The sequence below is a fragment of the Micrococcus sp. PSi08 genome, assembly GCF_054960655.1.
Genome location: NZ_JBHNYP010000014.1, coordinates 30,522 through 56,729, shown reverse-complemented (window position 1 = coordinate 56,729; position 26,208 = coordinate 30,522). Strand labels below are relative to the sequence as shown.

Genomic DNA, 26,208 nt, shown 5'->3' with positions numbered 1-26,208 from the left:
TGAGGGGTCGTAGCCTGGGGCCGTGACCCCGCCCGCCCCCGCCGCTCGCCGCCCCTCCGCGGCCCTGCTGTGGGTGCTGCTGGCGGCCATGGGCGCCGGCCCCCTGTTCAACTACGGCGTCTCCGCCTCCTCCACGGTCGTGATGGAGCGGCTCGACGTCACCTCGGGCCAGCTCGGCACCGTGATGACGGTCGTGTTCGCGGCGGCCGCCGTCACCTCCCTCGGCCTCGGCCGGGTCGCCGACCGCCTGTCCGCCCGCGCGCAGCTGAGCATCATCTTCGGCGGCACCGCCGCGGCGCTCGTGCTCGGCGCCGTCGCCCCGTCCCTGCCCGTGCTGTACGCGGCGGCCGCCGTCGCGGGCGTCACGCAGGCCATCTCCAACCCCACCACGAACCGGATCATCCGCACCGTGGTGCCGCCGGAGAGGCGCATCGGGTGGGTCGGGGTGAAGCAGTCCGGCGTCCAGGCGGCTCAGCTGGTCGGCGGCCTGTTCTTCCCGGCCGCGTCCCTCGCCCTCGGCTGGACGGGCGCCGCGTTGGGGGCCGCGGTGCTCACCGGGGCGCTCTGGGTGCTCGCCCTGGTCGCCGCCCCGCCGCTGCCCGGGGCGCCGCCGCCGGCCACCGGCCCCGTCGGCGGGCGACGACGGCGGGACACCTCGCCCCTGCCGGCCACGGTCTGGTTCTTCGCGGCGATCGCGTTCCTCACCGGCCTGGGCATGCAGGCCACGAACACGTACCTGCCGCTGTTCGCGGTCGAGACGCTGGGAATGACGCTCGTGGCCGGCGGCGCCGCGGCGGCCGTGTCCGGGGTGGTGGGGGTGCTCTCCCGGATCGGGTGGAGCCGGCGGATGAGTGCCGGAGACCGGCCCACCACCCTGCTGGCCGTGATCTGCCTGGGTGCGGTGGCCGGCGTCGTGGTGTTCCTCGCCGCGGACCTGCTGGACCTGCCGGCCCTGCTGTGGGTGGGCGCCGCGGTGCACGGCCTGACGGTGCTGGGCGCCAACGTGGTGATCAACGCGGGCCTGTTGAGCGAGGTGCCGGCCGAGCGGCTGGGCCGTGCGACCGGGGCGAACTCGATGGGCATGTACGCCGGCTTCGCCCTGGGCCCGCTGCTGATGGGCGTGCTGCGCGACGTCACGGGCGACTACCGGGCCGGCTTCGCGGTCGTCGCGGCCGGGTATCTGCTGGCCCTGGGCGTGGTGCTGCTGCTGCGTCGCCACGTGGGCCGGCGGGGCGTGGACGCCTGACACACGACGACGCCCCCGGTCCGTGTGGACCGGGGGCGTCGGAAGCCGTGCGTCAGGCGAAGATCAGAGCTTCGTCACGTTGGCGGCCTGGAGGCCCTTGGGGCCGTCCTGGGTCTCGAACTCGACGCGGTCGTTCTCCTGGAGCTCCTTGAAGCCGTTGCCCTGGATGGCGGAGAAGTGCACGAACACGTCCGCGGAGTTGTCCTCGGGGGCGATGAAGCCGTAGCCCTTCTCAGCGTTGAACCACTTGACAGTACCGACAGCCATGATGGTGTCCTTTCGATGTGCCCCCGCGGTGCGGTGGCGGTGTTGGACCGCGGCCCGGATGTGGGACGCGGGTGAAGCGGCGAGACTGAACCGCTTGCCCAACACTCATCGACGCCGGCGATGCCGGGCTGACGAGCAGTGAAGATGGCGGGATACAGCTTGATCAACTTCAGGCTCCATCATTGCACGGATCTCGCCGACCGGGAACCAGGGGCCCGATTGTTCACCTGGGGTTCGCTCAGAGCGCGCGCAGGCCGTGGAAGAGATTGCGGTGCAGGGCGGCCGGGGGAGCGGCGTCCGTGTGATCCGCGAAGGCCGTCACCTCCAGCAGCACCACCGTGTGGTCGCCCGCCGGGACCTCGGCGTGCACCCGCGTCTCGAGCCAGAGCGAGGAGCCCCCGATCAGCAGGGCGTCGTGCGGGCTGCGGTGCACGTCCAGACCGGCGAAGCGGTCGCCCTCGCGGGAGGCCAGCTGGCGGCACAGCGGCGTCTGGTCCGCCGCGAGCAGGGAGACGCCGATCGCCCCGGCCCGGCGCAGGCGCGGCCAGGTGCGGGAGCTGTTCTGCGCGGAGAAGGACACGAGGGCCGGCTCCCAGGAGATGCCCACGCCGAAGGACGAGGACACCATCACCTCGGGGACGCCGTCGGCGAGGCCCGCCAGCGCGACGACCCCGGTGGGGAATGCCGAGAGGCCGGAGCGGAGGTTGCCGAGGGACAGGTCGGTGTCCCACGCGGCGGTGTGGGGTTCGTGGGTCAGGGTCATGGCGCGCGTCCTCTTCCGATGACTGGCGCGGCTCCGCAGACGGCGGGAACGCGGATCGCCCGGATCCGCGGAGGCGCGGTACTTGCCCGTCGGGGTGTCCGAGGGGCCGAATCATCACCTGGAGCACCCCACTACTGCGTGAGAGGGTTGCCGTCCCGCCGGCCAGGGCCGTGAATGACGGGAACTCGTGATTCTGGGGATCAGCCTACGGAGGGGTCCGTGGGGTGGTCAAAGCGCGGCGGTCGCGCGGCGTCATCCGAGCTGCCCGATGTGATGCTTGACACACCGCGCATCGCCAGCCAGGATCAAGCCACTCGAGAGGGGGGACTCGAGACCGCAGCCCGCGGCCCCGCAATCGGTTCTCTGAGAGGGATCGGATCATGCGGATGGACATCGAGAAGAAGCGTGCGGCATTGTCGGCCGCCGTGGTCGTCGCGGCTCTCCTCGGTACCGCTATCTCGGGATGCTCCGCGTCCCCGGGCAGCGTCTCCTCCACCGCTGCGGCGTCCTCCGTCACCGTGACGTCAGCGGCCCCCTCGGCAACCCGGTCGGCCTCCGCCACCGGTTCGTCCGCGTCGTCACCCGCCGGTGAAGAAGCACTCCCCGCCGCGCTGTTCGAGGAGGACGGGATGACGTTGGTGGAGTACACGCGCCGGCATCCGGATGCGGACCATCTCGACCCGGAGAAGGAGTCCGTCCTGGAGGAGGCGGTCGGGACGGGCACACAGCAGATCACCGTGGACGCCCAACAGGGTGCGGTCCTTCGGGTCATCGTGCTGTGTCCTTCGGATGCCACCGGTGAGACGGAGATCCTGACCTCACGGGGTGGCGGGGGAACGAAGACCTGGATGGCCGGGTCGGAGGCGCTGTGCGGCGGCTGGTCGGCGGCGACTCCCCCCGTGGATGAGGCGGGGCCGATGACGTTCACCGTCACGGTGGACAATGACAAGCCGTTCCGGATGGTGCTGACCGCACCCTCCGCATGAGGCCGCCATCACGACGGCGGATGACGGCGCGGGGAGGACTGAGACGCTCAGCGTCGGTCGCGGCCGCGCAGCGCGTCCAGCTGCCGGCGGTCCCGCTTGGTGGGCCGGCCCGCGCCGCGCTCGCGGTACGGCACCGCGAGCAGCTCACGCGGCACGGGCGGCGGGGAGTGGTCCACGTACTGCTGCCGGGCCACGGGGGCGCCCACCCGCTTGGCGATCAGCCCCGTGACCTCGAGGATCCGCTCACCTCCGTCCTGGCGCACCCGCACCCGGTTCCCGACGACGACGGGCGTCGCCGCCTTCACGGGCTCGCCGTCGATGCGCACGTGGCCTGCGCGCACGGCCGCCGTGGCCGCGGACCGGGTCTTGTACAGCCGCACGGCCCACAGCCACGCGTCGATGCGGACGCCGCTCACGCCCGCCCCCTCACGCGAAGCGGGCGCGGATCGCGGCGCCGTGCGCGGGCAGGCGCTCGTCCTCGGCCAGCACGCCGATCCCGTCCGCGACCTCCTCGAGCCCGGTCTCCGTGTAGCGGATGCGCTGCTGCAGGCGCAGGAACGTCACGGTGTTCAGACCGGAGGAGTGCCGGGCCGTCCCCGAGGTGGGGAGCACATGGTTGGACCCGGCCGAGTAGTCGCCCAGCGGCACGGGGGCGTACGGGCCCACGAACACGGCGCCAGCGTTGCGGATGCGCCCCACGAGGGCCTCGGGGTCGCGCGTCTGGATCTCGAGGTGCTCGGTGGCGTAGCGGTCGGAGACCTCCACGGCCTGGTCCATGTCCCGCACCAGCAGCACGCCGGACTGCGGTCCGGTGAGCGCCTCACGCAGCTGCTCCTCGTGGAGCTGCCCGGGCACCTGCGCCTCGATCGCCGCCTGCACGTCCCGGAGCAGGTCCTCGGAGTCCGTGATGAGCACGGAGGCGGCCAGCGGGTCGTGCTCGGCCTGGCTGATCAGGTCCGCGGCCACCCAGTCGGCGCGAGCGGTGCCGTCCGCGATCACGGCGATCTCGCTGGGCCCTGCCTCGGCGTCCACGCCGATCACGCCCTGCAGCGCGCGCTTCGCGGCGGCCACATACACATTGCCGGGCCCCGTCACCAGGTCGACGGGCGCGCAGAGCCACCCGCCGTCGTCGTCCTTCACGCCGTGCGCCAGCATGGCCACGGCCTGGGCGCCGCCGGCCGCGTAGACCTCGTCCACGCCCAGCAGCGCGCACGCGGCGAGCACGGTGGGGTGGGGCAGGCCGCCGTGGTCCCGCTGCGGGGGTGAGGTCACCGCGAGGCTCCCCACGCCGGCGGCCTGCGCGGGCACCACGTTCATCACCACCGAGGAGGGGTACACGGCGCGGCCGCCGGGCACGTACAGGCCCACGCGGCCCACGGGGATCCAGTGGTTCTCCACGACGGCGCCCTCGCCGAGCTCGACCGTGGAGTCCTGGGGGTGCTGGGCGTCGTGCACGAGCCGGGCCCGGCGGATCGACTCCTCCAGGGCGGCGCGCACCCGCGGGTCGAGCCCGGCCAGGGCGGCCTCGAGCGCCTCCGCGGGCACGCGCAGGGCCGGCGGACGGACACCGTCGAACCGCTCAGCCAGCTCCAGCAGGGTCTGCTCGCCGCCGTGGCGGACCTGCTCGATGATCGGGGCGACCACCGGCACCACGGAGGACACGTCCACGTTCGCCCGCGGGATGATGCGGGACAGGTCCGCGGTGGCGGTGTCGAGCGGGCGCAGGTCGGTGACGGAGAGCACGGATTCCTCCAGAGGGGCGGCGGCGGGCCGGCGGGACGGGGCACGACGACGGCCGGGCCCGGACCGCGCGGACGGTCAGGCTCCATTGTGCTCTTCTCCGGGGTGCGTCCGGGGGCGGGTGTCAGACTGTCGTCATGGTCCTCCCCGTCCTGCCCGCCCTCGCGACCCCGCCCCTGCTGACCGCCCTGGACCGCCTCCTGGCGGGCGAGACCGTGCCGTCCGGGGTGGAGGGGGACATCCAGGACGGGGCGGCCGCCACCACCCGGGCCTTCGGCGTGGAATGGGGGACGCTGCTGACCGTGCTGATGGCGTTCGCGATCGGCGCGGCGGTCGTGTACCTGGCCCTGCAGGTGGCGCGCGTCGTGCTCGTGCGCCGCCCCGCGTTCCAGCACGGCGCCGCCCGGCTGAGCCTGCCGGCCGCCGTCGCCGCCGGCCTGCTGGCCTCCCGGATCTGGCTCGGGGTCATGGCCGAGGAGCAGACCTGGTACCGGCCGGCGTCGTTCCTGATGCTCATCGCCGTGGCCGCGGCGGGCGCGTGGGCTGCGTGGCGCCTGGTCGGCGTGATCGAGAAGGGGATCCTCGGCCGCTACCAGGAGACCAGCGTCGAGCACCGCCGCGAGCGACGCATCCGGACGCAGACCATCCTGATCCGGCGCATCCTCAACGCGGTGATCGTGGTGGTGGCCGTCGCCGTGGTCCTGCTGGGGGTGCCCGAGGTGCGCTCGCTCGGGGCCGGTCTGCTCGCCTCCGCCGGTGTGATCTCGGTGATCGCCGGCCTGGCCGTGCAGTCCACGTTGACCAACGTGTTCGCCGGCTTCCAGCTCGCCTTCACGGACGCGATCCGGGTGGGCGACGTGGTGGACATGGAGGGCGTGTTCGGCACCGTCGAGGAGATCACCCTGTCCAACGTGGTGGTCAAGCTCTGGGACGGGCGACGTGTGGTCTACCCGTCCTCGCACTTCACCACGCAGCCGTTCGAGAACTGGACGCGCGTGGGCACCGAGGTCTCCGGCGTCGTGGAGCTGGACGTGGACTGGCGGGTGCCGATGGACGCGCTGCGCGCACGGCTCGCGCAGCTGCTCGAGTCCACGGACCTGTGGGACGGGCGCGAGCACGCGCTGCAGGTGACCGACGCGACCGGCGGCGTCGTGCGCATCCGCGCCGTGGTCTCCGCCCGCAACTCCGGCGACCTCTGGGACCTGCGCTGCCTCGTGCGCGAGGACCTCGTGGCCTTCCTGCGCCACGAGCACCCCGAGGGCATCGTGGTGCAGCGCATGGTGGTCCGGCACCCCGCCCACGACGACGCGGCGCCCGCCTCCGAAGGCTCCGACGCGGGGGCCCGCGGTGGCGACCGGACGGGTGAGCCGGGCCCGGACGGCTCCGGGGTGGCGGCCCGCGAGCCGCGCCCGCGCACCGCGCCGCTGCCGCGCGTCGACGGCGCCGATCCGCGCCCGCACACCCTCACCACACCGCTGACCCGCGTGGGCGACCACTCCGGCCTGTACACCGGCTCGATGACGGCGGTGCAGCGCAACCGCGAACTCGCCGGCCCGGGCGAGGAGGCGTTCGCCGAGCGGCGCGCCCAGCAGGCCAAGCAGGCGGCGGAGGCCGCGGCGGCGGACGAGGCCGGGCGGCGCAGCGGCGCCGGCTCCCACGCGGACGGCCCCCTCGACGACGCCGTCACGCGCCGCCGTCAGGACGACGAGGACTGAGGCCCGGCGGGAGCGCTCAGCGCTCGAGCGTCGGGTCCCCGGAATCGACGGGTGTGAGCCGACGCCGCTCTGCCATCGGCTCGGACGCGGGCAGGCCGTGGGCGGCCGGGTCCGTCTCGGCGACGTGGCTCACGGCCTCGGGCGTGTGGTCCCCGTACTGCCGGTACTCCTTCACGCACAGCACCGGCTGATCGATCTCCTGCAGCAGCTCGTCCGAGACCGATCCCATGACGAACCGGCCGAAGCCGCCGCGGCGGCGCACGCCGATGACCACGATGGACGGGTCCAGCTCCGCGGCCACGTCCTTCATCTCCTCCACCGTGGACCGGCCGCGCGCGTACTGACGGAACTCGGCCGTCACGCCGGAGGCGTCCAACCGGGCCTGCACGCCGCGCTGCTGCTCCTCCGTGACGAGGGACTTGGTGCGGTGCTCGCCGCCGGGGCCCGCATTGACCACCACCACGTGCTCGCCGGTGGAGCGGGCGATGTCCAGGGCGGTGTCCAGAGCGGCGTCCGCGGCCTTCGAGGGGGCGTAGCCGACGAGGATGGTCATGGGGTGCCTCCGCGGGGTCGAGGGGACGGGTCTGAGGTCAGCGTAGTGCGGACCGGGCCCGCGGCGGAGGGGCTCAGTCCTCGCGCAGGTGGCGCAGGTGCGCGGCCACCGTCTGGACGGCCACGCGGGCCACGGTGCCGGTGAGGCCGGGGTAGATGCGCGGGGCCAGGTCCTCGGGTGTGATCGTCGCCGCCTCGGTCTCGGGCAACGCGGCCAGGGCGGCGCGGATCTGCTCCAGGCGGCCCTCGCGGTGGTGCCGGTAGTCGCGGGCGACGACGTCCAGCGGCTCCGGCACGGGCCCGTGCGCAGGCAGCACCGTGAGCGGGCCCGCCGCCTCGAGGCGGCGCAGGCTGGCCAGGTAGTCGGTGAGGGTGCCGTCCGGGTGGTCGAGCATGGTGGTGCCCGAGCCGAGGATGGTGTCGCCCGTGATGACCGCGCCGTGCGCGCCCGCGTCCGGGACGGCGAACGAGTAGGAGTCCGAGGTGTGGCCCGGGGTGTGCCACGCCAGCACCGGGGTGCCGGCGACGTCGATCCGTTCGTCCGGCGTCAGGACGGCGGCCCCGCCGCGGCACCAGTCCGGGTCCGCGGCACGCACGGGGGCGCCCGTGGCCGCGTGGAACGCGTCCACCCCGCCGGTGTGGTCGGCGTGCCGGTGCGTCACCAGGATGAGCGCGATCCGGCGCCCCTCGGTCGCCGCACGGACGCGCTCGAGGTGGGCGGCGACGTCGTCCTCCGGGCCCGGGTCCACCACGACGGCCGCATCCGAGTCCGGTGCGGCGACCACGTACGTGTTGGTGCCCGCGAGGGTCATCGGGGAGGGGTTCTGGGCGGTCACGCAGCGCACCAGCGGGGCGGGCGTGGGGCCGGGCGTGGCGGTGGTCGTCGTCATAGGCTCGAGTGTATGGAGAACCAGCAGACCGGCCAGGCCGCGGACCGCGGCACCATCGACACGCGCGAGGGACTCACGGGCAACTACGTGCAGTCCGGGGCGGAGTTCACGCGGGACACGAACTACATCGCGGACCGGATCGTGGCGGACCCGGAGGCCGTGCGGGCCCTGCCCGTGGCCGAGCCGTCCACGGTCGGCCGCGTGGGCGGCGGGCTCACCGAGGGGGCCGAGGTGTGGCCCGTCGAGGCGGGCCGCTACCGGCTCGTGGCGGCGCGGGCGTGCCCGTGGGCGAACCGGACGATCATCGTGCGTCGCCTGCTCGGCCTGGAGGACGCGATCTCGCTGGGCACCCCGGGGCCGACCCACGACGAGCGCTCCTGGACCTTCGACCTCGACGAGGGCGGGAAGGACCCCGTGCTCGGCACCGAGCGGATCCAGGAGAACTACTTCACGCGGTTCCCCGACTACCCGCGGGGCATCACGGTGCCGGCGATCGTGGACGTGCCGACGGGCGGCGTCGTGACCAACGACTACCCGCAGATCACCCTCGACCTCTCGACGGAGTGGACCGCGTTCCACCGCGACGGCGCCCCGCAGCTGGTCCCCGACGCCGGGCCGGAGCGGGACGAGATGTTCGAGGTGATCGAGCGCGTGTTCACCGAGGTGAACAACGGCGTGTACCGGTGCGGCTTCGCGGGCTCGCAGGAGGCGTACGACGCCGCGTACGAGCGGCTGTGGGCCGCGATGGACTGGCTCGAGGAGCGCCTGTCGACGCGCCGCTTCCTGATGGGGGAGCGGATCACCGAGGCCGACGTGCGGCTGTTCACCACGCTCGTGCGGTTCGACCCCGTGTACCACGGGCACTTCAAGTGCAACCGGAACAAGCTGACCGAGATGCCGGCGCTGTGGGGCTACGCGCGCGACCTGTTCCAGACCCCGGGCTTCGGCGACACGATCGACTTCGCGCAGATCAAGGAGCACTACTACGTGGTGCACGAGGACATCAACCCGACGCGCATCGTGCCCGCGGGCCCGGAGCTGGGGAGCTGGCTGATCGAGCACGGGCGTGAGGCGTTCGGCGGGGACCCGTGGGGCGGCGGCACCGCACCCGGGCCCGTGCGCGAGGGCGAGCGCGTGGACCCGGAGCACACGCCGCTGCGGTGACGTCGCTCGGCCCGGCCCGCAACGCGGGTTGAGTTATCGCGGGTGGCGCGGCTGGACACCCGCGATAACTCAACCCGCGTTGGGGTGCGGACCGGGTGAGCGCCAGGAGGACGCGGCGAGGATTGTTGAACAATCATCCTTCATGCCTCAAGATTGTGTGACCGGCACCTCAGCCGGGCCCGATCCGAGAGGACTGCACTGTGTCTCACGCGCCGCAGATCGACCTGAACTCCGACGTCGGCGAGTCCTTCGGCTCGTGGACGATGGGGGACGACGCCGCCATCATGCCCTCCGTCTCCTCCGCCAACGTCGCGTGCGGCTTCCACGCGGGCGATCCCTCGGGGATCGCCCAGACCTGCCGTGACGCGGTCGCCGCCGGCGTCACGATCGGCGCGCACGTGGGCTACCGCGACCTCGCCGGCTTCGGCCGCCGCTTCCTGGACTGCACGCCCACCGAGCTGGCCGACGACGTCCTCTACCAGATCGGCGCCCTCGACGCGCTCGCCCGCGCGGCCGGCGGCCGGGTCCGCTACGTGAAGCCGCACGGCGCCCTCTACAACACGATCGTCCGTCACGAGGCGCACGCCCAGGCCGTCGTCGACGGCGTCAGGGCGTTCGGCTCCGACCTCCCGCTGCTGCTCCTGCCCGGCTCCGTCGCCCTGGACAAGGCGGCCGCCGCGGGGCTGCGCGGCGTCGCCGAGGCCTTCGCGGACCGCGGCTACAACCCGGACGGCACGCTCGTCTCCCGCCGCGAGCCCGGCGCGGTCCTCCACGACGAGGACGACGTCGCCGCCCGCATGGTGCGCCTGGCCACCGAGGGCGTCGTCGCGGCGGTGGACGGCACGGACGTGCGCGTCGACGCCGAGAGCATCTGCCTGCACGGCGACACGCCCGGCGCCGTGGCCATGGCCGCGGCCGTGCGCCGCGCGCTCGAGGGCGCGGGCGTGTCCATCAAGGCCTTCGCATGAGCGCCCCATATCACCCCGCCGCCGAGCCGCCGGCCCGCCCGATCCGCTGGGTCGGCACCCAGGGCTTCCTCGTCGAGTGCGCCTCGCTCGAGGACGTCATGGCCGTCCACGCCCACCTCACGGCCCACCCGGAGCGCGGCCAGCGCCAGGTCATGGCCGCCGCCGCGACCGTCCTGGTGACCTTCACCTCGCAGGCCGCCGCCGAGCACGCCGCACCGCGGGTCAGCACTCTCACCCCCGACGCCGGTGAGGTGACGGGGGGTCGGATCGTCGAGATCCCCGTGGTCTACGACGGCGAAGATCTCGCCGAGGTCGGCCGGCTCACCGGGCTCGGCGTCGACGGCGTCATCCGGGCCCACAGCGAGGCCGACTGGTTCGCCGCGTTCGGCGGCTTCGCGCCGGGGTTCATGTACTGCGCCTCCGAAGCGGCCCCGTTCGAGGCGCCCCGCCGCAGCTCGCCCCGCACGGCCGTCCCCGCGGGCGCCGTCGCCGTCGCCGGGGCCTTCTCCGCCGTCTACCCGCGCACCTCGCCCGGCGGCTGGCAGCTGCTCGGGCACACCACCGCGGCCCTGTGGGACCTCGGCCGCGAGCAGCCCGCCCTGCTGCAGCCCGGCGACCGTGTCCGCTACGTCCCCGTGCGCCCGACGGCGTCCGTCACCTCCGGCACGGACGCGGCGGTCGACGCCACCCCGCCCGCCGACGCCGCGGCCGGCCTCCCGTCCGTGGCCGGCCGCCGCGGCGTCACCGTCGTGGACCCGGGGCTCCTGACCCTGGTCCAGGACCTGGGCCGCCCGGGCCTGGGCGACCTCGGCGTCGTCGCGTCCGGCGCGGCCGACCGGGACGCGGCACGCCAGGCGAACCGGCTCGTGGGCAACCGCTCACGCGAGGCGGTGCTGGAGACCGTCCTGGGCGGCCTCACCCTCACCGCGCACGGCCACCAGGTGATGGCCCTGGCCGGCGCCGAGGCCGGCGGGACGATCACCGCGGCCGACGGCGCCACGCGCCGGGTGCTCGCCCGCACGCCGTTCGTCGTGCTGGACGGCCAGACGCTGACGGTGGACGAGCCGGTCGGCGGCCTGCGCGTGTACGTGGGCCTCCGGGGCGGGATCGACGTGCCGCCCGTGCTCGGCAGCCGCTCGACCGACACCCTGTCCGGGCTCGGCCCCGCCCCGCTGACGGCGGGGGACCGCCTCGCCCGCCGCGTCGGCCCGGATGCGAGGGGCGCCGCCGGCGCCTCCGCCGCGCGCCCGACCGCCGCCGGCGCCCCCGCCTCGGCGGAGGCCGGCGTCGCGACGGTGGGGGACCCGGAGACCTCGCTGCGCCCCATGCCCGCGCCCGGCCAGGTGGCCGTGCTGCGCGTGGTCCCCGGCCCCCGCGACGACTGGTTCGGCGAGGCGGGCCTGGAGCGCCTGTTCACGCAGGACTGGGACGTGAGCCAGCAGACCGACCGGATCGGCGTGCGCCTCACGGCCCCCGACGACGGCGCGCCGCTCGAGCGCGTGCGGGAGGGCGAGCTGAAGTCCGAGGGCGCCGTGCGCGGCGCGCTGCAGGTGCCGCCCTCGGGTGAGCCCGTCCTGTTCCTCTCCGACCATCCGGTCACCGGCGGCTACCCGGTGATCGGCGTCGTGGCCCGCGCGGACCTCAGCCTGGCGGCCCAGCTGCCGCCGGGCGCCCGCGTCCGCTTCGTCCCCCATCCCCGCCCCGGCGCCGAGACCGTCGTCGACTCCGCATCGCCCTCCGAGGAGACCCCCGCATGACCACCACCACCCCCGCCGCCCGCCCCGTCACGCGGGTGCTCATCGCCAACCGCGGCGAGATCGCCGTGCGCGTGGCCCGCGCCGCCCGCGACCACGGCATCGCGTCGATCGCCGTCTACTCGGATCCGGACGCCGACGCCCTGCACGTGGCCGTCGCGGACGAGGCCTTCCACCTGCCGGGCGCGTCCTCGGCGGACACCTACCTGAGGATCGACGCGGTCCTCGACGTCGCCCGCCGCGCCGGCGCCGACGCCGTGCACCCGGGCTACGGCTTCCTCTCCGAGAACGCCGACTTCGCGCAGGCCGTGATCGACGCCGGGATGACCTGGATCGGCCCGTCGCCGGACGCGATCCGCGCCCTCGGGGACAAGATCACCGCCCGCTCCCTCGCCCAGCAGGCGGGCGCCCCGCTCGTGCCGGGCTCGGACGGCCCCGTGCCGGACGCCGCCGCCGCGCGCACGTTCGCCGAGGAGCACGGCCTGCCGATCGCCATCAAGGCGGCCTTCGGCGGCGGCGGCCGCGGCATCCGCGTGGTGCGTGAGCTCGGCGACGTCGAGGACGCGTTCGAGGCGACCGTCCGCGAGGCCGTGGCCGCGTTCGGCCGCGGCGAGTGCTTCGTGGAGCGCTTCCTGGACCGCCCCCGCCACGTGGAGGCCCAGGTCCTCGCCGACGAGCACGGCCACGTGGCCGTGCTCGGCACCCGCGACTGCTCCCTGCAGCGCCGCAACCAGAAGCTCGTGGAGGAGGCCCCGGCGCCGTTCCTCACGGACGAGCAGCGCGAGCGCATCCACACCTCCGCCCGCGAGATCTGCCGCGCCGCCGGGTACACCGGGGCCGGCACGGTCGAGTACCTCGTGGCCCCGGACGGCCTCATCAGCTTCCTGGAGGTCAACACCCGCCTGCAGGTGGAGCACCCCGTGACCGAGGAGGTCTTCGGCGTGGACCTGGTGCGCGAGCAGTTCCGCATCGCCGCCGGCGAGCCGCTGAGCATCCCCGAGGACCCGACCCCGCGCGGCCACGCCCTCGAGTTCCGACTCAACGCCGAGGACCCGGCGTACGGCTTCCTGCCCGTGCCCGGCCCGATCGACGCGTTCGAGGCCCCCACCGGCCCCGGGGTCCGCATGGACTCGGGCGTCCGCACCGGCTCCGTGGTGCCGGGCGAGTACGACTCCCTGCTCGCCAAGCTCATCGTGTGGGGCGAGGACCGCGCCCAGGCCATCGCCCGCGCCCGCGACGCCCTGGCCGAGCTGCGCATCGACGGCGTGCCCACCGTGGTGCCGTTCCACCGCGCCGTGCTCGAGCAGGACGCCTTCACCTCGGGGGACCGCCTCGGCGTCTACACCACGTGGATCGAGTCCGAGTTCGCCGAGCCGCTGGCCGAGTCCCCCTACCTGGGCGCCGAGGTTCCCGCGGGCGGCCGCACCTCCGTCACCGTGGAGCTGGACGGCCGCGCCGTGCGCCTGGGCCTGCCCGCGGATCTCTACGCGGCCCTCCTCGGCGGCGGCGGTGCGGGTGCCGCGGCCCCGGCTGACGCCGCGGGCGCCGGGAAGCCCGACGACGACGGCGCCGTGGCCTCGCCGGTCACCGGCACCCTGGCCTCGTGGAAGGTCGAGGACGGCGCCGAGGTGGCCGAGGGTGACACGGTCGCGATCGTGGAGGCGATGAAGATGGAGACGCCGATCCGTGCCCCGCGTGCGGGCCGGATCCAGCTCCTCGTGGCCGAGACCCCGGCCTCGGTGACGCGCGGCCAGGCGATCGCCCGGCTGGGGGCGTGAGGGTGCCGACGCGCGACGGTGTCACCGGGGACGACCTCGCGCCCGGCGCCGGTGACGGGGAGTCCGCCCCGGCGCCGGCTCCCGTGGCCGCGGCCGCGCAGCTGCGGCAGCGGATCGCGGCGGCCGGGCTCGTGCCGGGGGAGCGGCTGGGGGAGGTGGCGCTGGCCGCCGAGCTCCAGGTCAGTCGCAACAGCCTGCGCGAGGCGTTCACCATGCTGGCCTCGGAGGGCCTCGTGGAGCGCCGGCCGCACCGCGGGGTGTTCGTGGCGGCGCCGGGTCCGCAGGACGTGCGCGGGCTGTACCGCACGCGTCGGGTGATCCAGCTCGGCGCCCTCGAGCACGGCGAGCTCACCCCCGGCGCGGCGCGCCACCTGCGCTGTGCCCAGGACCTGCTCTCCGGTGGCCCGGACACGCCCGCGCGGGTCCTGGGCGACGCCAACCATCGCGTCCACGTCGGCATCGTGGACCTGGCCGGCGCCCCCGAGCTCACGCGGCTCATGGCGTCGGTGCAGGCCCGCGTGCGCCTGGCGTTCCATCCGATGGACGAGCAGACGCGCCTGCACGTGCTGTTCGCGGACCGCAACCGGTGGATCGTGGAGCGGCTGCTGGCCGGCGACCTGCCCGCGGTGCACGCCATGTTCGGCGGCTACCTGGACGAGGCGGAGCAGTTCGTCCTGGCGCACCTCGCCGCCGTGGGGGGCTGACCGTCTCCCCGGGCCCCGGCGGTCACGGGACCTGGAACATCCGGTCCGGCAGGTCCGTGATGAGCATGTGCCCGGGCGCGTGCGTGATGGCCAGCGGCGGGCGGGACTCCATGATCGCCGCCTGCGGCGTCACCCCGCACGCCCAGAACACGGGCAGGTGGCCGTGCGGGACCTCGACGGCGTCGCCGAAGTCCGGTGCCGACAGGTCCGTGATCCCGAGGCCGGCCGGGTCGCCCACGTGCACGGGCGCGCCGTGCACCGCAGGGTAGCGGGAGGTGATGCGCACGGCGTCGGCCACGCGGTCGGCGGGGATGGGGCGCATCGAGACCACGAGCGGGCCTGAGAGGCGGCCCGCCGAGGCGCAGCGCCGCGTGGTGCGGTACATCGGCACGTTCACGCCGGCGTCCTGGTGGGCCATCCGGATGCCCTCGGCCACCAGGGCGGACTCGAAGGTGAACGAGCAGCCGATCACGAACGTCACGAGGTCGTCCCGCCACACGTCGAGCAGATCCGTGGGGCGGTCCGTCTCCACGCCGTCGCGGTACACCACGTACTGCGGCACGTCCGTGCGGACGTCGCCGTCCAGTGCGGGGCCGTTGACCTCGCCGGCCTCGAACACGCCGAGCAGCGGCAGGGCCTGGGGGTTGCGCTGGGCGAAGAGCAGGACGTCGTAGGCGTGGTCCTGCGGGATCGAGACGAGGTTCGCCTGCGCGTAGCCGTCGGCGATCCCCGAGGTCGGCCGCACGAGCCCCGCGCGGAAGCGCTCGCGGGCCTGCGCGGGGGTCGTGGCGCCGTCCAGCGGCGGCAGCGGTTTCGTCGTGGTCATCTCAGGCACCGGTGATCATCTCGACCATGGGGATGAACCCGCGCACCGCGATGAACACGGAGACGATCCACGCGAGCGCGCCGATCACGAGCAGCCACCCGGGGTAGCGGTAGCCGTGCAGCAGGTCGCGGCGGCGCCAGGCCACGTACAGGAGGGCGGCGAAGCCGACCGGCAGGATCATGCCGTTGAACGCGCCGGCGAACACGAGCAGCGTCTGCGGTGCCTGGCGCAGCGCCAGGTAGAGGGCGGTGCAGACCACGATGAAGGCGACCGTCAGCAGGTTGCGGGTGCGGGCGCTGGTGGTGGAGCGGGTGACGAAGCTGATCGAGGTGTACGACGCACCGATCACGGAGGTGACGGCGGCGGCCCACAGGACGATGCCGAACATGCGCAGGCCGATGTCGCCGGCGGCGGCCTGGAAGGCGGAGGCGGCCAGGTTGTCCTTGGACAGCACCGCCCCCGAGGCGACGACGCCGAGGATCGCCAGGAACAGGAGGGCGCGCATCAGGCCGGTCACGAGGATCGAGGCCACGGAGCTGCGGGTGATGTCCTGGACGTCGTCCACGCCCTTCACTCCGGAGTCGATCATGCGGTGGGCGCCCGCGTAGGTGATGTAGCCGCCGATGGTGCCGCCCACGAGGGTGACGATCACGAAGAAGTCGACCTCCTCCGGCATCACGGACTGGCGCAGGGCCTCGCCCACGGGCGGGGCGGAGGTGATGGCCACGTACAGCATCAGCAGGATCATGACGGCGCCGAGCGCCACCACGATCCGGTCCAGGGCCACGCCGGCGCGCTTGGAGAGGAAGATCAACAGCGCGATGAGCGCGGAGACGCCGCCACCGATCAGGGGGTCGACGCCGAGCATGGCGTTCGCGCCGAGGCCGGTGCCGGCGATGTTGCCGATGTTGAAGACCATGCCGCCGAGGAACACGAGCGCGGCGAGGACCCAGCCGAGGCCGGGCAGGACGCGGTTCGCCAGCTCCTGGGCGCGCATGCCGGAGACGCCGATGACGCGCCACACGTTCATCTGGACGGCGACGTCGATGAGGATCGAGACCAGGATGGCGAACGCGAACGCGGCGCCCATCTGGACGGTGAACGTGGCGGTCTGCGTGATGAAGCCGGGGCCGATGGCCGAGGTGGCCATGAGGAACATGGCGCCGAGCAGTGCGGTGCGCCGGGTGGCGCTCGCGGCGCGGGAGTCGGTCTTCGGCGCGGTGCCCGAGGGGGTCGAGCCGTCCGGTCCGGCGTGGGGGATGTCTGCGTGGGACACGGTGGTCACCTTCGTCGAGGGCGCCAGGCGAGGTGACGGGCGTCACGAGGCGCTGGGGAGACGGTAGCTGTTGTTGAACAATCCTGGCAACAGCACCAGCGAGTCTCGTGGCATCCCCGTCCGAAGGAACGCCTCACCTGCCTGGCGCACCCCGCCCCGCGCCGCGACCATGGAGACATGTCGCACACGTCTGAACAGTCCTCGCCCCTCGCCGATCAGGTCCCGCCGGGCGGTCCCGACGAACCGCACGCCGCCGAAGGCGTGCATGCCCGCCTCAACTGGCTCCGCGCGGGCGTGCTCGGCGCCAACGACGGCATCGTGTCCGTCGCCGCCACCGTCGTCGGAGTCGCCGGTGCGACGACGGCGCTCACCCCGGTCCTGCTGGCCGGTGCCGCCGCCGTGGTCGGCGGCGCCTTCTCCATGGCGCTGGGCGAGTACGTGTCCGTCTCCTCGTCCTCCGACTCGCAGAAGTCGCTGATCGCCAAGGAGCGCCGCGAGCTCGAGGAGGATCCCGAGGGCGAGCTGGAGGAGCTCGTGCAGCTCTACGAGGCGGACGGCCTGAGCCGGGCCACGGCCGAGGCCGCTGCGCGGGAGCTCACCGAGAAGGACGCGCTCGCCGCGCATCTGCGCATGGAGCTGGGCATGGCGGAGGAGGACGTCGTCAGCCCCTGGGCTGCCGCCGGGGCCTCCTTCCTCTCGTTCCTCGTGGGCGCGCTGCTGCCCTTCCTGACGGTCGTCCTGGCGCCGGTGGACTTCCGTATCCCGCTCACGTTCGGGGTCACCCTCGTGGCCCTCGCTGTGACCGGCTGGGTCGGGGCCCGGCTCGGCGACGCGCCCGCGCTGCGGGCGGCCGTGCGCGTCGTCCTCGGCGGTGCCCTGGCGCTCGGCCTGACCTTGGCGGTGGGCTCGCTGCTGGGGGCGTCGGTCGCCTGATCCGCGCCGCAGGGGTGGGCCGGCCCAGCGCCCGTGGCCGCGCCGAGCCGTGGCGAGCGGAGCGGCCCTGGGGGCCGAGGACCGTGCGCATACCACAGGCGCCCCCCGTCGAGTTGAAGCGACGCCCACGGTTCGCGTAAGGTGGGACGGCGCACGCCGCGTTGTTCTCGTCGTTCCATCGGTCAGGTGACCGGGGGGGCGGCGGGTCGGAAAAGCAACGCGCTCCCGCAGACCGGATCCCGGGACGTCCTCAGGACGGACCGGGGCTCACCGTCCACACCAGCGATCCCATAAGGAACTTCGGTTGGCTCTCACCCAGCCTGGTCCCCCTTTTCGAGAAGTCGCAGTAAGAGTGCGGTGTCCACACCCGGGGCGGGGCTCACAACAGGTGTCCGCGGACAGGTCCGCGGCTCGCCGCCATGCGGGTTCCGCCCGTCCTTTTACTACTACTTGCCACGAGGAGTGATCATGGCAGCTCACTGCCAGGTAACCGGGGCTGGGCCGGGATTCGGCCACAGCATCTCCCACTCGCACCGTCGCACCAAGCGCCGGTTCGACCCCAACATCCAGAAGAAGACCTACTGGGTCCCCTCCCTGCGCCGCAACGTCACCCTGACGCTGTCCGCCAAGGGCATCAAGACCATCGACGTGCGCGGTATCGACGCCGTCGTGGCGGACCTGATCGCGAAGGGAGTGAAGCTCTGACATGGCCAAGGACAAGGACGTTCGTCCGATCATCAAGCTGAAGTCCACCGCCGGCACCGGGTTCACCTACGTGACCCGCAAGAACCGCCGGAACAACCCGGACCGCATCACCCTGAAGAAGTACGACCCGGTGGTCCGCAAGCACGTCGACTTCCGAGAGGAGCGCTGAGATGGCCAAGAAGTCCAAGATCGCCAAGAACGAGCAGCGCAAGGCCATCGTGGCCCGTTACGCCGAGAAGCGTCTCGAGCTGCGCAAGACCCTCGTGGACCCGAACGCGTCGGACGAGGCCCGCGAGGCCGCCCGCCTGGGCCTGCAGAAGCTGCCCCGCGACGCCTCCCCGGTCCGCGTGCGCAACCGCGACGCCATCGACGGTCGCCCCCGCGGCACCTTCCAGCGCTTCGGCATCTCCCGCGTGCGCTTCCGCGACATGGCGCACCGTGGCGAGCTGCCCGGCGTGACCAAGTCCTCCTGGTGACCTGAGGCCCGGTCTCCGGGCGCTCGGCACCACCGCGACGGCGGCGTCCCTCCTCAGGAGGGGCGCCGCCGTCGTCGTGCCTCGGGGATCAGGGCCGCCCGGGTCACGGGAAATCGCGGATTCTCGCGGTTCAGGGGGCGATTCGCCCGCGGAGAGGTGGTACGTTCACAACTGGCAGCCCGATCCGAACGGCCCGGGAACCGTAACCGACGTCCCATAGGGAGGACCCATGGCCATGAACCGCAAGGAACTCGTCGCCGCCGTCGCCGAGCGCTCCGGCAACACCCAGGCCGCCGTCAGCGATGTGCTGGACGCCCTCTTCGAGGTGTTCACCGCCCAGGTCAAGAAGGGCGAGAAGGTCTCGATCCCGGGCTGGCTGGCCGTGGAGCGCACCGAGCGCAAGGAGCGCACCGGCCGCAACCCGCGCACCGGCGAGGAGATCACCATCCCGGCCGGCCACTCCGTGAAGGTGACCGCCGGCTCCAAGCTCAAGGCCGCCGCCTCCGAGTGATCCCGGTCGCGGTGCGGGTCCCCGGACCCACGCCGCACGCCGCGGGACGGGCGTCGCACCCTCGGGTGGGGCGCCCGTCGTCGTCTGCGGGCGCGTAGGATGGGCGGACGATCGTCCGGCCGACGTGGGCCGGGGCCGTGCGGAGAGGAGTCGTGGCATGCGCAGCGCCGTCGCCGCCGCTCCGTGGGCCCCGTCCGGCCTCGAGGACGCCCCTCCGCGCGTCGTGCGTGGGCCGGCCCGTCTGGTCCGGGGCTGGGCCGGGGCCCTGGCGATGACCGCCCTGGCCGCGCTGTTCCACACCGCCGCCGAGCCCGGTCACGGGTTCCCCGAGGTCGGCGTGGTCGCCTTCGCGGCCGTCCTCGCCGCCCCGCTCTGCACCGCCCTGGCGGGCCGCGCCCTCTCGCTGTGGCGCACCGCCGCCGCCGTCGCGATCGCCCAGGGGCTGTTCCACGTGCTCTACGGGCTCGCCGCCGGCGGACACGCCGTGGCGCCGGTCGCCGGCGTCGACCCGGCCCACCTCGGCCACGCCCATCCCGGCGCCGGGGCCCTCCTGGCGCCGGGGGAGGCCCTGTCCGGCGCCCCCACCGGCCACCTGACCGACCTGCGCATGCTCGCGGCCCACGTGATCGCCGCGGTCCTCACCGTGCTGGTGCTGCGGCGCGGCGAGGCCCTCGTGCTCACCATCGCCGAACGCGTGGTGGCCGCCGTCTGCCCGCCGCCGGCCGCGCACGGCCCCCTGCCGACGCCGGCCCGCCTCCGTGTCCCCGTCCCGCCGGTGCTCCGGCCGACGACGTCCCTCGCCCTCCTCAGCTCTCCGGGGCGGCGCGGCCCGCCGTTCGCCCTCGCGGCCTGAGGACGCCGGCTCCGTCCGCGTCTCGAGGCCCGACCGCGCCCGACGACCCTTCGGAACGGTCCGCCCGCGACTCCCGTCCGGGACCGCGGCAGACCCGTGAGGACACCACCATGCATCACCAGACCGCCCCTGTCCGCCGCGCCGCTCGCGCCGCCGCCGGACTCACCCTGCTGCCTGCCCTCGTCGTCGCCGGAGCCGCCCCCGCGGCCGCGCACGACGAGCTCATCCGCACCGCCCCCGCGGTCGGCGAGACGGCCACGACGGCGCCGTCGGAGGTCTCACTGACCTTCAGTGGCGAGCTGATCGACGGCGAGGGCATCCAGAACCTCCTGCAGGTCCGCGACGCCGACGGCAACCAGTGGCAGTCCGCTGCCGGCACCGTGGACGGCCCCACCTTCTCCGCGCCGCTGTGCGAGGGGCTGCCCAACGGCGACTACGAGGTCGCCTACCGCGTCGTCTACTCGGACGGGCACTCCGAGGAGCGCTCGTTCGACTTCGCGGTGGACGACCCGGCCGCACCGGCCGCCGGCACCGCGCCCCAGGGCTGCGGCACCGCCGTCGCCGGGGCCTCGACCGCCGCCTCCCCGGAGGCCGCGGCAGGTCAGGGCGACGCCGCCTCGGCCGAGGCGACCGCGCAGGCGGACGCCTCCGACGCCGCGCAGCCCGCGGACACCGACGCGCTGCCCGCCTGGGTGTGGGTCGCCGGCATCGCCGGCCTGGCCGTGCTCGTCGTGGCCTTCCTCCTGATGGGCCGCCGCGCCCGCGCGCTCGGCCACCTCGACGACGGCCGCTGACCTCCGATCCCCGGTCGGCCCCCTGAGGGGGCCGGCCCCGCCCTCGCGCGCCCGAACGCCCCGCGCGTCGTCGCGCGCCCGCCTGACAAGGAACCCCACAGACGTGACCACCACCTCTCCCCGCGCCCCTCGCCGCCTCGGCGCCGCCGCCGTGCTCGCCGTCGCCGCCCTCGGCCTGACGGCCTGCGCCGGAGACGACGCCGGCTCCGCCCCGAGCGCGTCGGACGCCTCGAGCGTCGCGCCGGCCACGGGCGCCTCGTCGGCCGCGTCCACCGCGGACGGCCAGGCCGCCGGCCTCACGATCACCGACCCCTGGACGAAGGCCACCGAGGAGGGCATGACCGGCTCCTTCGGCATGCTCGAGAACTCCTCGGACCAGGACCTGCACATCGTCGGCGTCCGCTCGGAGCTGGGCGAGACGGTCGAGCTCCACGAGATGGTCTCCGGCGAGGACGGCCAGATGGTGATGCAGGAGAGCCCCGACGGCTTCACCGTGCCCGCGGGCGGGAGCCTCGAGCTCGCCCCGGGCGGCAACCACGTGATGTTCATGGGCCTGACCGACCCGATCGAGCCGGGTGAGGACGTGACCTACGACCTCGAGCTGGAGGACGGCTCCACCCTCGAGGTCACCTCCGTGGTCCGGCCCTTCACCGGCGCCAACGAGTCGTACCACGGCGGCCAGTCCCACGAATCGGAGGACCATGCCGACCACTGACCCCGCCGTCCGGCCGGACGACCACCACGGGTCGGGCGGGCGCGAGGGCGCCCGCCCGGCCCCGGGGGGCCCCTCCCGCCGCGGCCTGCTCCTCGGGGCGGGCGCGGTGGGCGGCGGCCTGCTGGGCACGGCACTCGGCTACGGCGCCGGCCACGCGTCGGCCTCGACCGCCCCGGGCGCGTCCGCCGCGCCCGGGGCGGGGGCCTCGCCCTCCGAGGTCATGGGCGACACCGGCATCGAGGGCGACGTCGGCCGGGCCGGCTGGGCCGAGCCCGGCGGCCAGGCCGCCCGGGTGGCCGTCAGCTCGCCCGTGGGCACGGACACCGTGCCGTTCCACGGGCCGCGCCAGGCCGGCGTCGACACCCCCGCCCAGGCCCACGCCGTCTTCCTCGCCCTCGACCTGCGCGAGGACGCGGACCGGGTGCGCATCGAGCGGATGCTGCGCCTGCTCACCGACGACGCGGCGCGTCTGACCCAGGGCCGCGCCACGATCGCCGACACCGAGCCGGAGCTCGCCGCCGCCCCCGCGCGGCTCACCGTGACGTTCGGCTTCGGCCCGGAGCTCGTCCGCCGCGTGGCCCCGGACCGGGCCCCGGCCTGGCTGCGCCCGCTGCCGGCGTTCGAGCAGATCGACCGCCTGGACCCCGCGTTCAGCGACGGCGACCTGCTGCTGCAGATCTGCGGCGACGACCGGATGTCCGTGGCCCACACCCGGCGCATGCTCCTCAAGGCGGCCCGGCCGTTCGCCACCGAGCGCTGGGTGCAGGAGGGCTTCCGCTCCGCCCGCGGCGCCCACCCCACCGGCACCACGATGCGCAACCTCTTCGGGCAGGTGGACGGCACCGGCAACCCGGCGGCGGACACCCCGCACCTCGACCGCGTGGTGTGGGGCGTGGGCGCCGAGCAGGTGGGTGTCACCCCGTGGATCCCGGACGGCACGTCCGTGGTGATCCGGCGCATCGAGATGCTCATGGACACGTGGGACGAGCTCGACCGCCCGGCCAAGGAGAAGGTCATCGGCCGTCGCCTCGGCACCGGCGCCCCCCTCACGGGGGAGCAGGAGCACGACGAGCCGGACTTCGACGCCGTCGGCCCCACGGGCTTCCCGGTCATCTCGGACATCGCGCACCTGCGGCGGGCCCGTGGGGAGGAGCCCGAGTACGGGATGCTGCGTCGCGGCTACAACTACGACGACCCGCGCGGGGCGCTGGAGGCGGGCTCCGGCCTGATCTTCGCCGCCTACCAGGCGGACGTGGACCGACAGTTCGTCCCCGTCCAGGCCCGGCTCGCGGAGTCGGACCACCTGAACCTGTGGACCGTGCCCGTCGGCTCGGCGGTCTTCGCGATCCCGCCCGGCTGCGCCGAGGGCGGGTTCGTGGGCGACGCCCTGTTCGCCTGACCCAGGGGCCCGACGGCGGCGGGGCCGCTCCCGTCGTCGCCGGGCGTCCGCATGCTTTGAGAGGATGGACCCCATGTCCGCCGCCACCGCCCCCGCCCGGGGCAGCCACCCCGCCGAGAACGACGACGCCGCCCGCCCCGGTCCGTCGGGGCCGGTCGGTGTGCCCCGGTGGATCTGGATGCTCGTGGCCGCCGCGGGAGCCGCCGGCCTCGCCGCCGCCGGCTGGCTGACCGGCGTCACCGCCGCGCGCCAGCTCTCCGACCCGGGGTGGATCACCCGCTGGGGCGTGCCCGTGGGGGAGCTCGTCTCCAACCTGGCGATGTCCCTGACCATCGCCGCGCTGATCTTCGCGGCCGGGGTCCTGCCGCCCCACGCGGCGGGGACGGAACGGTGGCACCGCTCCGCCCGGCAGCGGCGCGAGGACGCGGACGCCGCACCGCTGCCCGAGCACCCCGCGTTCACCCGCGTGATGCGGATCGCCGCCGTCAGCGCCGGCGTGTGGACGGTGGCCGCGCTGGCCGTCGGCGTGCTGTCCTACTCGGACCTCGCCGGCATCCCCGTCACGGCGGGGCAGGGCTTCACGGACGGCCTGGCGGCCTACGTGGTCGGCATCTCGGTGGGCCAGGCGTGGTTCTGGGTCACCGTGATCGCCGCCGTCGTGACCACGTTGGCGATCGCCGTCCGCTCCCACAACGGCCTGTTCTGGACCGGCATCCTGGCGATGCTCGCCCTCGTGCCCCTGGCCCTGATCGGGCACGCGGCGGGCGGTGACGACCACACCGGCGCCGTGAACTCGATCGGCCTGCACCTGCTCGGCGTCGTCGTGTGGGTGGGCGGACTGCTCGTGCTCGTCGCGATCTCGGACACCCTCGTGGGGCCCAACGGGGCGCAGGGGCGGGGCCGCAGCCTGCGCCGGCAGGGCCCGGCGCCCCTGCTGCACACGGTCCTGACCCGGTACTCCGTGCTCGCCGGGCTGGGCCTGGTCACGGTGGCGCTGTCCGGCGTGGTCAACGCGTCGATCCGCGTGGACGATCCGGCCCAGCTGCTGAGCCCCTACGGCATCCTCGTGTCGGCCAAGTTCCTGGCGGCCCTGGGCCTCGGCCTGATCGGCCTGCTGCACCGCCGGTGGGTGATCCCCCGCCTCGACGCCGGCCCGGACCGTCCCAGCCCCGCCCCCGCGCGTCGCCTGCTGTGGCAGCTCATCGCCGTGGAGGCCGTGGTCATGGGCGCCGTCATGGGTGTCTCCTCCGTGCTCTCCCGGACGGCCCCGCCCGTGCCGGAGGAGATCGCGCCGGACGCCTCCCCGGCCCGCATCCTCACCGGCTACGAGCTGCCGCCGGCCCTCGAGGGCGCCCGGTGGATCACGATGTGGCGGTTCGACTGGCTGTGGGTCGCGATCATCGCGTTCCTGACCCTCTGGTACCTGCGCTCCGTGTGGCAGCTGCGCCGCCGCGGCGACCGCTGGCCCGTGCTGCGCACCGTCGCGTGGCTCGCGGGCCTGGCCGTGCTGCTGTGGGCGACCTCCGGGTCCCCGGCCGTGTACGGCCGCGTCCTGTTCAGCGCGCACATGGTGGGCCACATGACGCTGACGATGCTCAGTCCCGTCTTCCTCGTCCTGGGCGCACCCATCACCCTGGCGCTGCGGGCCCTGCCGTCCCGCACGGATGGGACGCGCGGCCCCCGCGAGTGGATCCTGTGGATCGTGCACTCCCCGTGGGGGCGGTTCATCACGAACCCGATCGTGGCGGGGGTCAACTTCGCCGGCTCGATCCTGGTGTTCTACTACACGGACTTCTTCCGGTTCTCGCTGGAGACCCACGTGGGCCACGAGTTCATGAACGTCCACTTCCTGCTGACCGGGTTCCTGTTCGCCCTGGTCATGATCGGCTCGGATCCGCTGCCGCGCCGGCCCCCGTACGCCCTGCGGCTCGTGCTCCTGATGGCCACGATGGTCTTCCACGCCTTCATCGGCGTCGCCATGACCACCTCCACCGGTCTGCTGCAGGCGTCCTGGTTCGGCAACATGGGCCGCGACTGGGGCCCCACCGCCCTCGAGGATCAGCGCATCGGCGGCGCGGTGATGTGGGGCATCGGCGAGTTCCCCACCGTGATGATGGCGGTGATGGTGGCCGTGCTCTGGTATCGCAGCGACCGCAAGAACGCGGTCCGGCTGGACCGGCAGGCCGACCGCGACGGCGACGCGGAGCTGCGCCGCTGGAACGAGATGTATGCCCGCATGCACGGCACCCCGGCCACCGACGCCCCGAGCGGCGCCGAGCCCGCGGCCCGTGACTCCTCCACCGGCCCCGAGGAGGCCCGTGATGTCCGCTGACCGTGTCCGTCCCCTCCGCCGCCCGGCCGCGCCCCGGCGTGGTCGGCTGCGCCTCGTGGCCGCCGTCGCCGCCGGCCTGCTGGCCCTGACGGGCTGCGGGGCCGGGGACAACGATCCGGCCGCCGCGTCCGTGCCCGCGGACGGGGTCCACGACGACGCCGGCACCGCGGTGCACACGGAGTCGGCGGCCCCGGAGGGGCTCGGCCTGGGCGACCGTCAGGACGAGCGCATGGCGGAGGCCGCGGCCGAGCGTGCGGCCACGTTCGGCTTCGTCCGGCAGCGGGCCGCCACGGCGGAGGAGATCGACGCGGCCCGCGAGGACTCCCGGGACCGGCGTGCGGACGCGGACCGGACCACCGTGCAGCCGGCGCAGTGCAAGGCGCCGCTGACCGCCCTGGACTTCTCTCCGATCGCCCTCGACGGGGCCGAGGCCACGCGCGTGGACGTCGGCGCCGACACCTTCACGGGCACGGGCACCGTGGAGGTCGCCCGGCTCACGGGCCAGGGCCGCCAGGACGTCGAGCGGCACATCCAGACCGTCAACGCCCTGCGCGCCGACTGCCGCGAGATGACCATGACCGTGCAGGAGGGGGACGCGACCGTCGACTACCGCCTCGAGGTCTCCGACGCGCCGCTGTCCGACGGCACGCCGGCGCAGTCCGCCCTCGTGTGGGAGCGGACCGTGGCCTCGGAGTCCGAGCCCCAGCTCACGGCCCAGGTGCTCACCGCCGTCACCTCCGACGCCGTGGTGATGGTCTCCTTCGTGGGCCGGCCCGAGGCCGGGCGCAAGGAGTTCACCCTCATCGCGGAGGAGATGCTGGCCGCCGCCCTGGCCGCCGACTGAGCCGGACCCGCCCGGCG

The 26,208-nt window shown here is 74.5% G+C and carries 27 protein-coding genes and 1 riboswitch; of the genes, 19 read left to right on the top strand and 8 right to left on the bottom strand.

The features are described 5' to 3' along the window. The first annotated feature begins 22 nt into the window (after nucleotides 1–22). Complete coding sequence (locus ACFI33_RS06535; protein ID WP_127445834.1) at nucleotides 23–1,246, top strand: MFS transporter; 1,224 nt, start codon at nucleotides 23–25, stop codon at nucleotides 1,244–1,246. A gap of 63 nt (nucleotides 1,247–1,309) precedes the next feature. Here the strand turns inward: ACFI33_RS06535 and ACFI33_RS06530 are convergent, their stop codons facing one another. Together ACFI33_RS06530 and ACFI33_RS06525 are read right to left on the bottom strand one after the other, a co-directional pair. Further along, nucleotides 1,310–1,513 (bottom strand): cold-shock protein, encoded by a 204-nt coding sequence (locus ACFI33_RS06530; RefSeq protein WP_010080175.1) that lies wholly within the window; start codon nucleotides 1,511–1,513, stop codon nucleotides 1,310–1,312. Between the two features lie 238 nt (nucleotides 1,514–1,751). Further along, nucleotides 1,752–2,276, bottom strand: coding sequence for a flavin reductase family protein (locus ACFI33_RS06525; protein WP_036316175.1), 525 nt, complete (start codon nucleotides 2,274–2,276; stop codon nucleotides 1,752–1,754). A 73-nt stretch (nucleotides 2,277–2,349) separates the two neighbouring features. Continuing rightward, nucleotides 2,350–2,469: riboswitch (SAM riboswitch) on the bottom strand. A gap of 193 nt (nucleotides 2,470–2,662) precedes the next feature. On the opposite strand from ACFI33_RS06525, the gene ACFI33_RS06520 reads away from it, so the two are divergent. After that, nucleotides 2,663–3,262 carry a hypothetical protein gene (locus ACFI33_RS06520; RefSeq protein ID WP_231119479.1) on the top strand — a complete coding sequence of 200 codons (600 nt, stop codon included), beginning with the start codon at nucleotides 2,663–2,665 and terminating at the stop codon, nucleotides 3,260–3,262. A 47-nt stretch (nucleotides 3,263–3,309) separates the two neighbouring features. Here the strand turns inward: ACFI33_RS06520 and ACFI33_RS06515 are convergent, their stop codons facing one another. After that, complete coding sequence (locus ACFI33_RS06515) at nucleotides 3,310–3,678, bottom strand: RNA-binding S4 domain-containing protein (RefSeq protein WP_095347005.1); 369 nt, start codon at nucleotides 3,676–3,678, stop codon at nucleotides 3,310–3,312. 10 nt (nucleotides 3,679–3,688) lie between these two features. After that, nucleotides 3,689–5,005, bottom strand: coding sequence for a histidinol dehydrogenase (hisD, locus tag ACFI33_RS06510; RefSeq protein WP_127435311.1), 1,317 nt, complete (start codon nucleotides 5,003–5,005; stop codon nucleotides 3,689–3,691). A 134-nt stretch (nucleotides 5,006–5,139) separates the two neighbouring features. On the opposite strand from hisD, the gene ACFI33_RS06505 reads away from it, so the two are divergent. Further along, complete coding sequence (locus tag ACFI33_RS06505) at nucleotides 5,140–6,717, top strand: mechanosensitive ion channel family protein (RefSeq protein ID WP_285139450.1); 1,578 nt, start codon at nucleotides 5,140–5,142, stop codon at nucleotides 6,715–6,717. A gap of 16 nt (nucleotides 6,718–6,733) precedes the next feature. Here ACFI33_RS06505 and ACFI33_RS06500 read toward each other — a convergent pair whose 3' ends face one another. Together ACFI33_RS06500 and ACFI33_RS06495 are read right to left on the bottom strand one after the other, a co-directional pair. Next, nucleotides 6,734–7,270: a universal stress protein gene (locus ACFI33_RS06500; RefSeq protein WP_049147497.1), complete on the bottom strand. Its 537-nt coding sequence runs from the start codon at nucleotides 7,268–7,270 to the stop codon at nucleotides 6,734–6,736. Between the two features lie 73 nt (nucleotides 7,271–7,343). Continuing rightward, nucleotides 7,344–8,159 (bottom strand): MBL fold metallo-hydrolase, encoded by an 816-nt coding sequence (locus tag ACFI33_RS06495; RefSeq protein WP_127435460.1) that lies wholly within the window; start codon nucleotides 8,157–8,159, stop codon nucleotides 7,344–7,346. Between the two features lie 12 nt (nucleotides 8,160–8,171). On the opposite strand from ACFI33_RS06495, the gene ACFI33_RS06490 reads away from it, so the two are divergent. The 5 genes from ACFI33_RS06490 to ACFI33_RS06470 all read left to right on the top strand — a co-directional run bounded on the left by ACFI33_RS06490 (nucleotide 8,172) and on the right by ACFI33_RS06470 (nucleotide 14,527). Then, complete coding sequence (locus ACFI33_RS06490; protein ID WP_127435459.1) at nucleotides 8,172–9,323, top strand: glutathione S-transferase family protein; 1,152 nt, start codon at nucleotides 8,172–8,174, stop codon at nucleotides 9,321–9,323. 200 nt (nucleotides 9,324–9,523) lie between these two features. After that, complete coding sequence (locus ACFI33_RS06485) at nucleotides 9,524–10,291, top strand: LamB/YcsF family protein (RefSeq protein ID WP_060973977.1); 768 nt, start codon at nucleotides 9,524–9,526, stop codon at nucleotides 10,289–10,291. Beyond that, nucleotides 10,288–12,048: a 5-oxoprolinase subunit B/C family protein gene (locus tag ACFI33_RS06480; protein WP_144869272.1), complete on the top strand. Its 1,761-nt coding sequence runs from the start codon at nucleotides 10,288–10,290 to the stop codon at nucleotides 12,046–12,048. Before ACFI33_RS06485 ends, ACFI33_RS06480 begins: the two co-directional genes overlap by 4 nt. Further along, entirely contained in the window at nucleotides 12,045–13,823 is a 1,779-nt protein-coding gene (locus tag ACFI33_RS06475) for an acetyl/propionyl/methylcrotonyl-CoA carboxylase subunit alpha (protein ID WP_462623828.1), read from the top strand. Before ACFI33_RS06480 ends, ACFI33_RS06475 begins: the two co-directional genes overlap by 4 nt. Next, on the top strand, nucleotides 13,820–14,527 hold the full coding sequence (locus ACFI33_RS06470) for a GntR family transcriptional regulator (RefSeq protein ID WP_129866957.1): 708 nt from the start codon (nucleotides 13,820–13,822) through the stop codon (nucleotides 14,525–14,527). Before ACFI33_RS06475 ends, ACFI33_RS06470 begins: the two co-directional genes overlap by 4 nt. A 22-nt stretch (nucleotides 14,528–14,549) precedes the next feature. Here ACFI33_RS06470 and ACFI33_RS06465 read toward each other — a convergent pair whose 3' ends face one another. Together ACFI33_RS06465 and ACFI33_RS06460 are read right to left on the bottom strand one after the other, a co-directional pair. Continuing rightward, nucleotides 14,550–15,362, bottom strand: coding sequence for a putative hydro-lyase (locus ACFI33_RS06465; RefSeq protein WP_036316823.1), 813 nt, complete (start codon nucleotides 15,360–15,362; stop codon nucleotides 14,550–14,552). Then, a complete protein-coding gene (locus tag ACFI33_RS06460; protein WP_036316820.1) occupies nucleotides 15,355–16,638 on the bottom strand; it encodes an NRAMP family divalent metal transporter in 1,284 nt (427 codons plus the stop codon). Before ACFI33_RS06460 ends, ACFI33_RS06465 begins: the two co-directional genes overlap by 8 nt. Nucleotides 16,639–16,806: 168 nt before the next feature. Between ACFI33_RS06460 and ACFI33_RS06455 the strand changes: the two genes are divergently transcribed. The 11 genes from ACFI33_RS06455 (at nucleotide 16,807) to ACFI33_RS06405 (ending at nucleotide 26,191) form a co-directional block, all read left to right on the top strand. After that, nucleotides 16,807–17,562: a VIT1/CCC1 transporter family protein gene (locus ACFI33_RS06455; RefSeq protein WP_078025513.1), complete on the top strand. Its 756-nt coding sequence runs from the start codon at nucleotides 16,807–16,809 to the stop codon at nucleotides 17,560–17,562. 468 nt (nucleotides 17,563–18,030) lie between these two features. After that, the gene (gene rpmB, locus ACFI33_RS06450; protein WP_002858335.1) at nucleotides 18,031–18,267 is read left to right on the top strand and encodes a 50S ribosomal protein L28; all 237 of its coding nucleotides are present in this window, start codon (nucleotides 18,031–18,033) and stop codon (nucleotides 18,265–18,267) included. Nucleotide 18,268: 1 nt separating this feature from the next. Then, nucleotides 18,269–18,436 carry a 50S ribosomal protein L33 gene (gene rpmG, locus ACFI33_RS06445; RefSeq protein WP_002858336.1) on the top strand — a complete coding sequence of 56 codons (168 nt, stop codon included), beginning with the start codon at nucleotides 18,269–18,271 and terminating at the stop codon, nucleotides 18,434–18,436. Nucleotide 18,437: 1 nt separating this feature from the next. Continuing rightward, nucleotides 18,438–18,743 (top strand): 30S ribosomal protein S14, encoded by a 306-nt coding sequence (gene rpsN / locus ACFI33_RS06440; RefSeq protein ID WP_002858338.1) that lies wholly within the window; start codon nucleotides 18,438–18,440, stop codon nucleotides 18,741–18,743. Nucleotides 18,744–18,972: 229 nt separating this feature from the next. Beyond that, entirely contained in the window at nucleotides 18,973–19,254 is a 282-nt protein-coding gene (locus ACFI33_RS06435) for an HU family DNA-binding protein (protein WP_002858339.1), read from the top strand. A gap of 157 nt (nucleotides 19,255–19,411) precedes the next feature. Beyond that, entirely contained in the window at nucleotides 19,412–20,107 is a 696-nt protein-coding gene (locus ACFI33_RS06430; RefSeq protein ID WP_127435278.1) for a hypothetical protein, read from the top strand. A 110-nt stretch (nucleotides 20,108–20,217) separates the two neighbouring features. Further along, nucleotides 20,218–20,901: a copper resistance CopC family protein gene (locus ACFI33_RS06425; RefSeq protein ID WP_002858345.1), complete on the top strand. Its 684-nt coding sequence runs from the start codon at nucleotides 20,218–20,220 to the stop codon at nucleotides 20,899–20,901. 103 nt (nucleotides 20,902–21,004) lie between these two features. After that, the gene (locus ACFI33_RS06420; RefSeq protein WP_148408319.1) at nucleotides 21,005–21,616 is read left to right on the top strand and encodes a copper chaperone PCu(A)C; all 612 of its coding nucleotides are present in this window, start codon (nucleotides 21,005–21,007) and stop codon (nucleotides 21,614–21,616) included. Continuing rightward, nucleotides 21,603–23,015: a Dyp-type peroxidase gene (locus tag ACFI33_RS06415; RefSeq protein ID WP_061873115.1), complete on the top strand. Its 1,413-nt coding sequence runs from the start codon at nucleotides 21,603–21,605 to the stop codon at nucleotides 23,013–23,015. The genes ACFI33_RS06420 and ACFI33_RS06415 overlap by 14 nt, the downstream gene beginning before the upstream one ends. Nucleotides 23,016–23,088: 73 nt before the next feature. Continuing rightward, on the top strand, nucleotides 23,089–25,347 hold the full coding sequence (locus ACFI33_RS06410) for a cytochrome c oxidase assembly protein (protein WP_127445803.1): 2,259 nt from the start codon (nucleotides 23,089–23,091) through the stop codon (nucleotides 25,345–25,347). Continuing rightward, a complete protein-coding gene (locus tag ACFI33_RS06405) occupies nucleotides 25,337–26,191 on the top strand; it encodes a hypothetical protein (RefSeq protein WP_228070732.1) in 855 nt (284 codons plus the stop codon). Before ACFI33_RS06410 ends, ACFI33_RS06405 begins: the two co-directional genes overlap by 11 nt. Nucleotides 26,192–26,208: the final 17 nt, after the last annotated feature.

Coding starts and splice junctions, on each gene's coding strand:
- ACFI33_RS06530 (WP_010080175.1), bottom strand. CDS start 1,513: ATGGCTGTCGGTACTGTCAAGTGGTTCAACGCTGAGAAGGGCTACGGC.
- ACFI33_RS06525 (WP_036316175.1), bottom strand. CDS start 2,276: ATGACCCTGACCCACGAACCCCACACCGCCGCGTGGGACACCGACCTG.
- ACFI33_RS06520 (WP_231119479.1), top strand. CDS start 2,663: ATGGACATCGAGAAGAAGCGTGCGGCATTGTCGGCCGCCGTGGTCGTC.
- ACFI33_RS06505 (WP_285139450.1), top strand. CDS start 5,140: ATGGTCCTCCCCGTCCTGCCCGCCCTCGCGACCCCGCCCCTGCTGACC.
- ACFI33_RS06500 (WP_049147497.1), bottom strand. CDS start 7,270: ATGACCATCCTCGTCGGCTACGCCCCCTCGAAGGCCGCGGACGCCGCT.
- ACFI33_RS06495 (WP_127435460.1), bottom strand. CDS start 8,159: ATGACGACGACCACCGCCACGCCCGGCCCCACGCCCGCCCCGCTGGTG.
- ACFI33_RS06490 (WP_127435459.1), top strand. CDS start 8,172: ATGGAGAACCAGCAGACCGGCCAGGCCGCGGACCGCGGCACCATCGAC.
- ACFI33_RS06480 (WP_144869272.1), top strand. CDS start 10,288: ATGAGCGCCCCATATCACCCCGCCGCCGAGCCGCCGGCCCGCCCGATC.
- ACFI33_RS06475 (WP_462623828.1), top strand. CDS start 12,045: ATGACCACCACCACCCCCGCCGCCCGCCCCGTCACGCGGGTGCTCATC.
- ACFI33_RS06455 (WP_078025513.1), top strand. CDS start 16,807: ATGTCGCACACGTCTGAACAGTCCTCGCCCCTCGCCGATCAGGTCCCG.
- rpmB (WP_002858335.1), top strand. CDS start 18,031: ATGGCAGCTCACTGCCAGGTAACCGGGGCTGGGCCGGGATTCGGCCAC.
- rpmG (WP_002858336.1), top strand. CDS start 18,269: ATGGCCAAGGACAAGGACGTTCGTCCGATCATCAAGCTGAAGTCCACC.
- rpsN (WP_002858338.1), top strand. CDS start 18,438: ATGGCCAAGAAGTCCAAGATCGCCAAGAACGAGCAGCGCAAGGCCATC.
- ACFI33_RS06435 (WP_002858339.1), top strand. CDS start 18,973: ATGGCCATGAACCGCAAGGAACTCGTCGCCGCCGTCGCCGAGCGCTCC.
- ACFI33_RS06430 (WP_127435278.1), top strand. CDS start 19,412: ATGCGCAGCGCCGTCGCCGCCGCTCCGTGGGCCCCGTCCGGCCTCGAG.
- ACFI33_RS06425 (WP_002858345.1), top strand. CDS start 20,218: ATGCATCACCAGACCGCCCCTGTCCGCCGCGCCGCTCGCGCCGCCGCC.
- ACFI33_RS06415 (WP_061873115.1), top strand. CDS start 21,603: ATGCCGACCACTGACCCCGCCGTCCGGCCGGACGACCACCACGGGTCG.
- ACFI33_RS06410 (WP_127445803.1), top strand. CDS start 23,089: ATGTCCGCCGCCACCGCCCCCGCCCGGGGCAGCCACCCCGCCGAGAAC.
- ACFI33_RS06405 (WP_228070732.1), top strand. CDS start 25,337: ATGTCCGCTGACCGTGTCCGTCCCCTCCGCCGCCCGGCCGCGCCCCGG.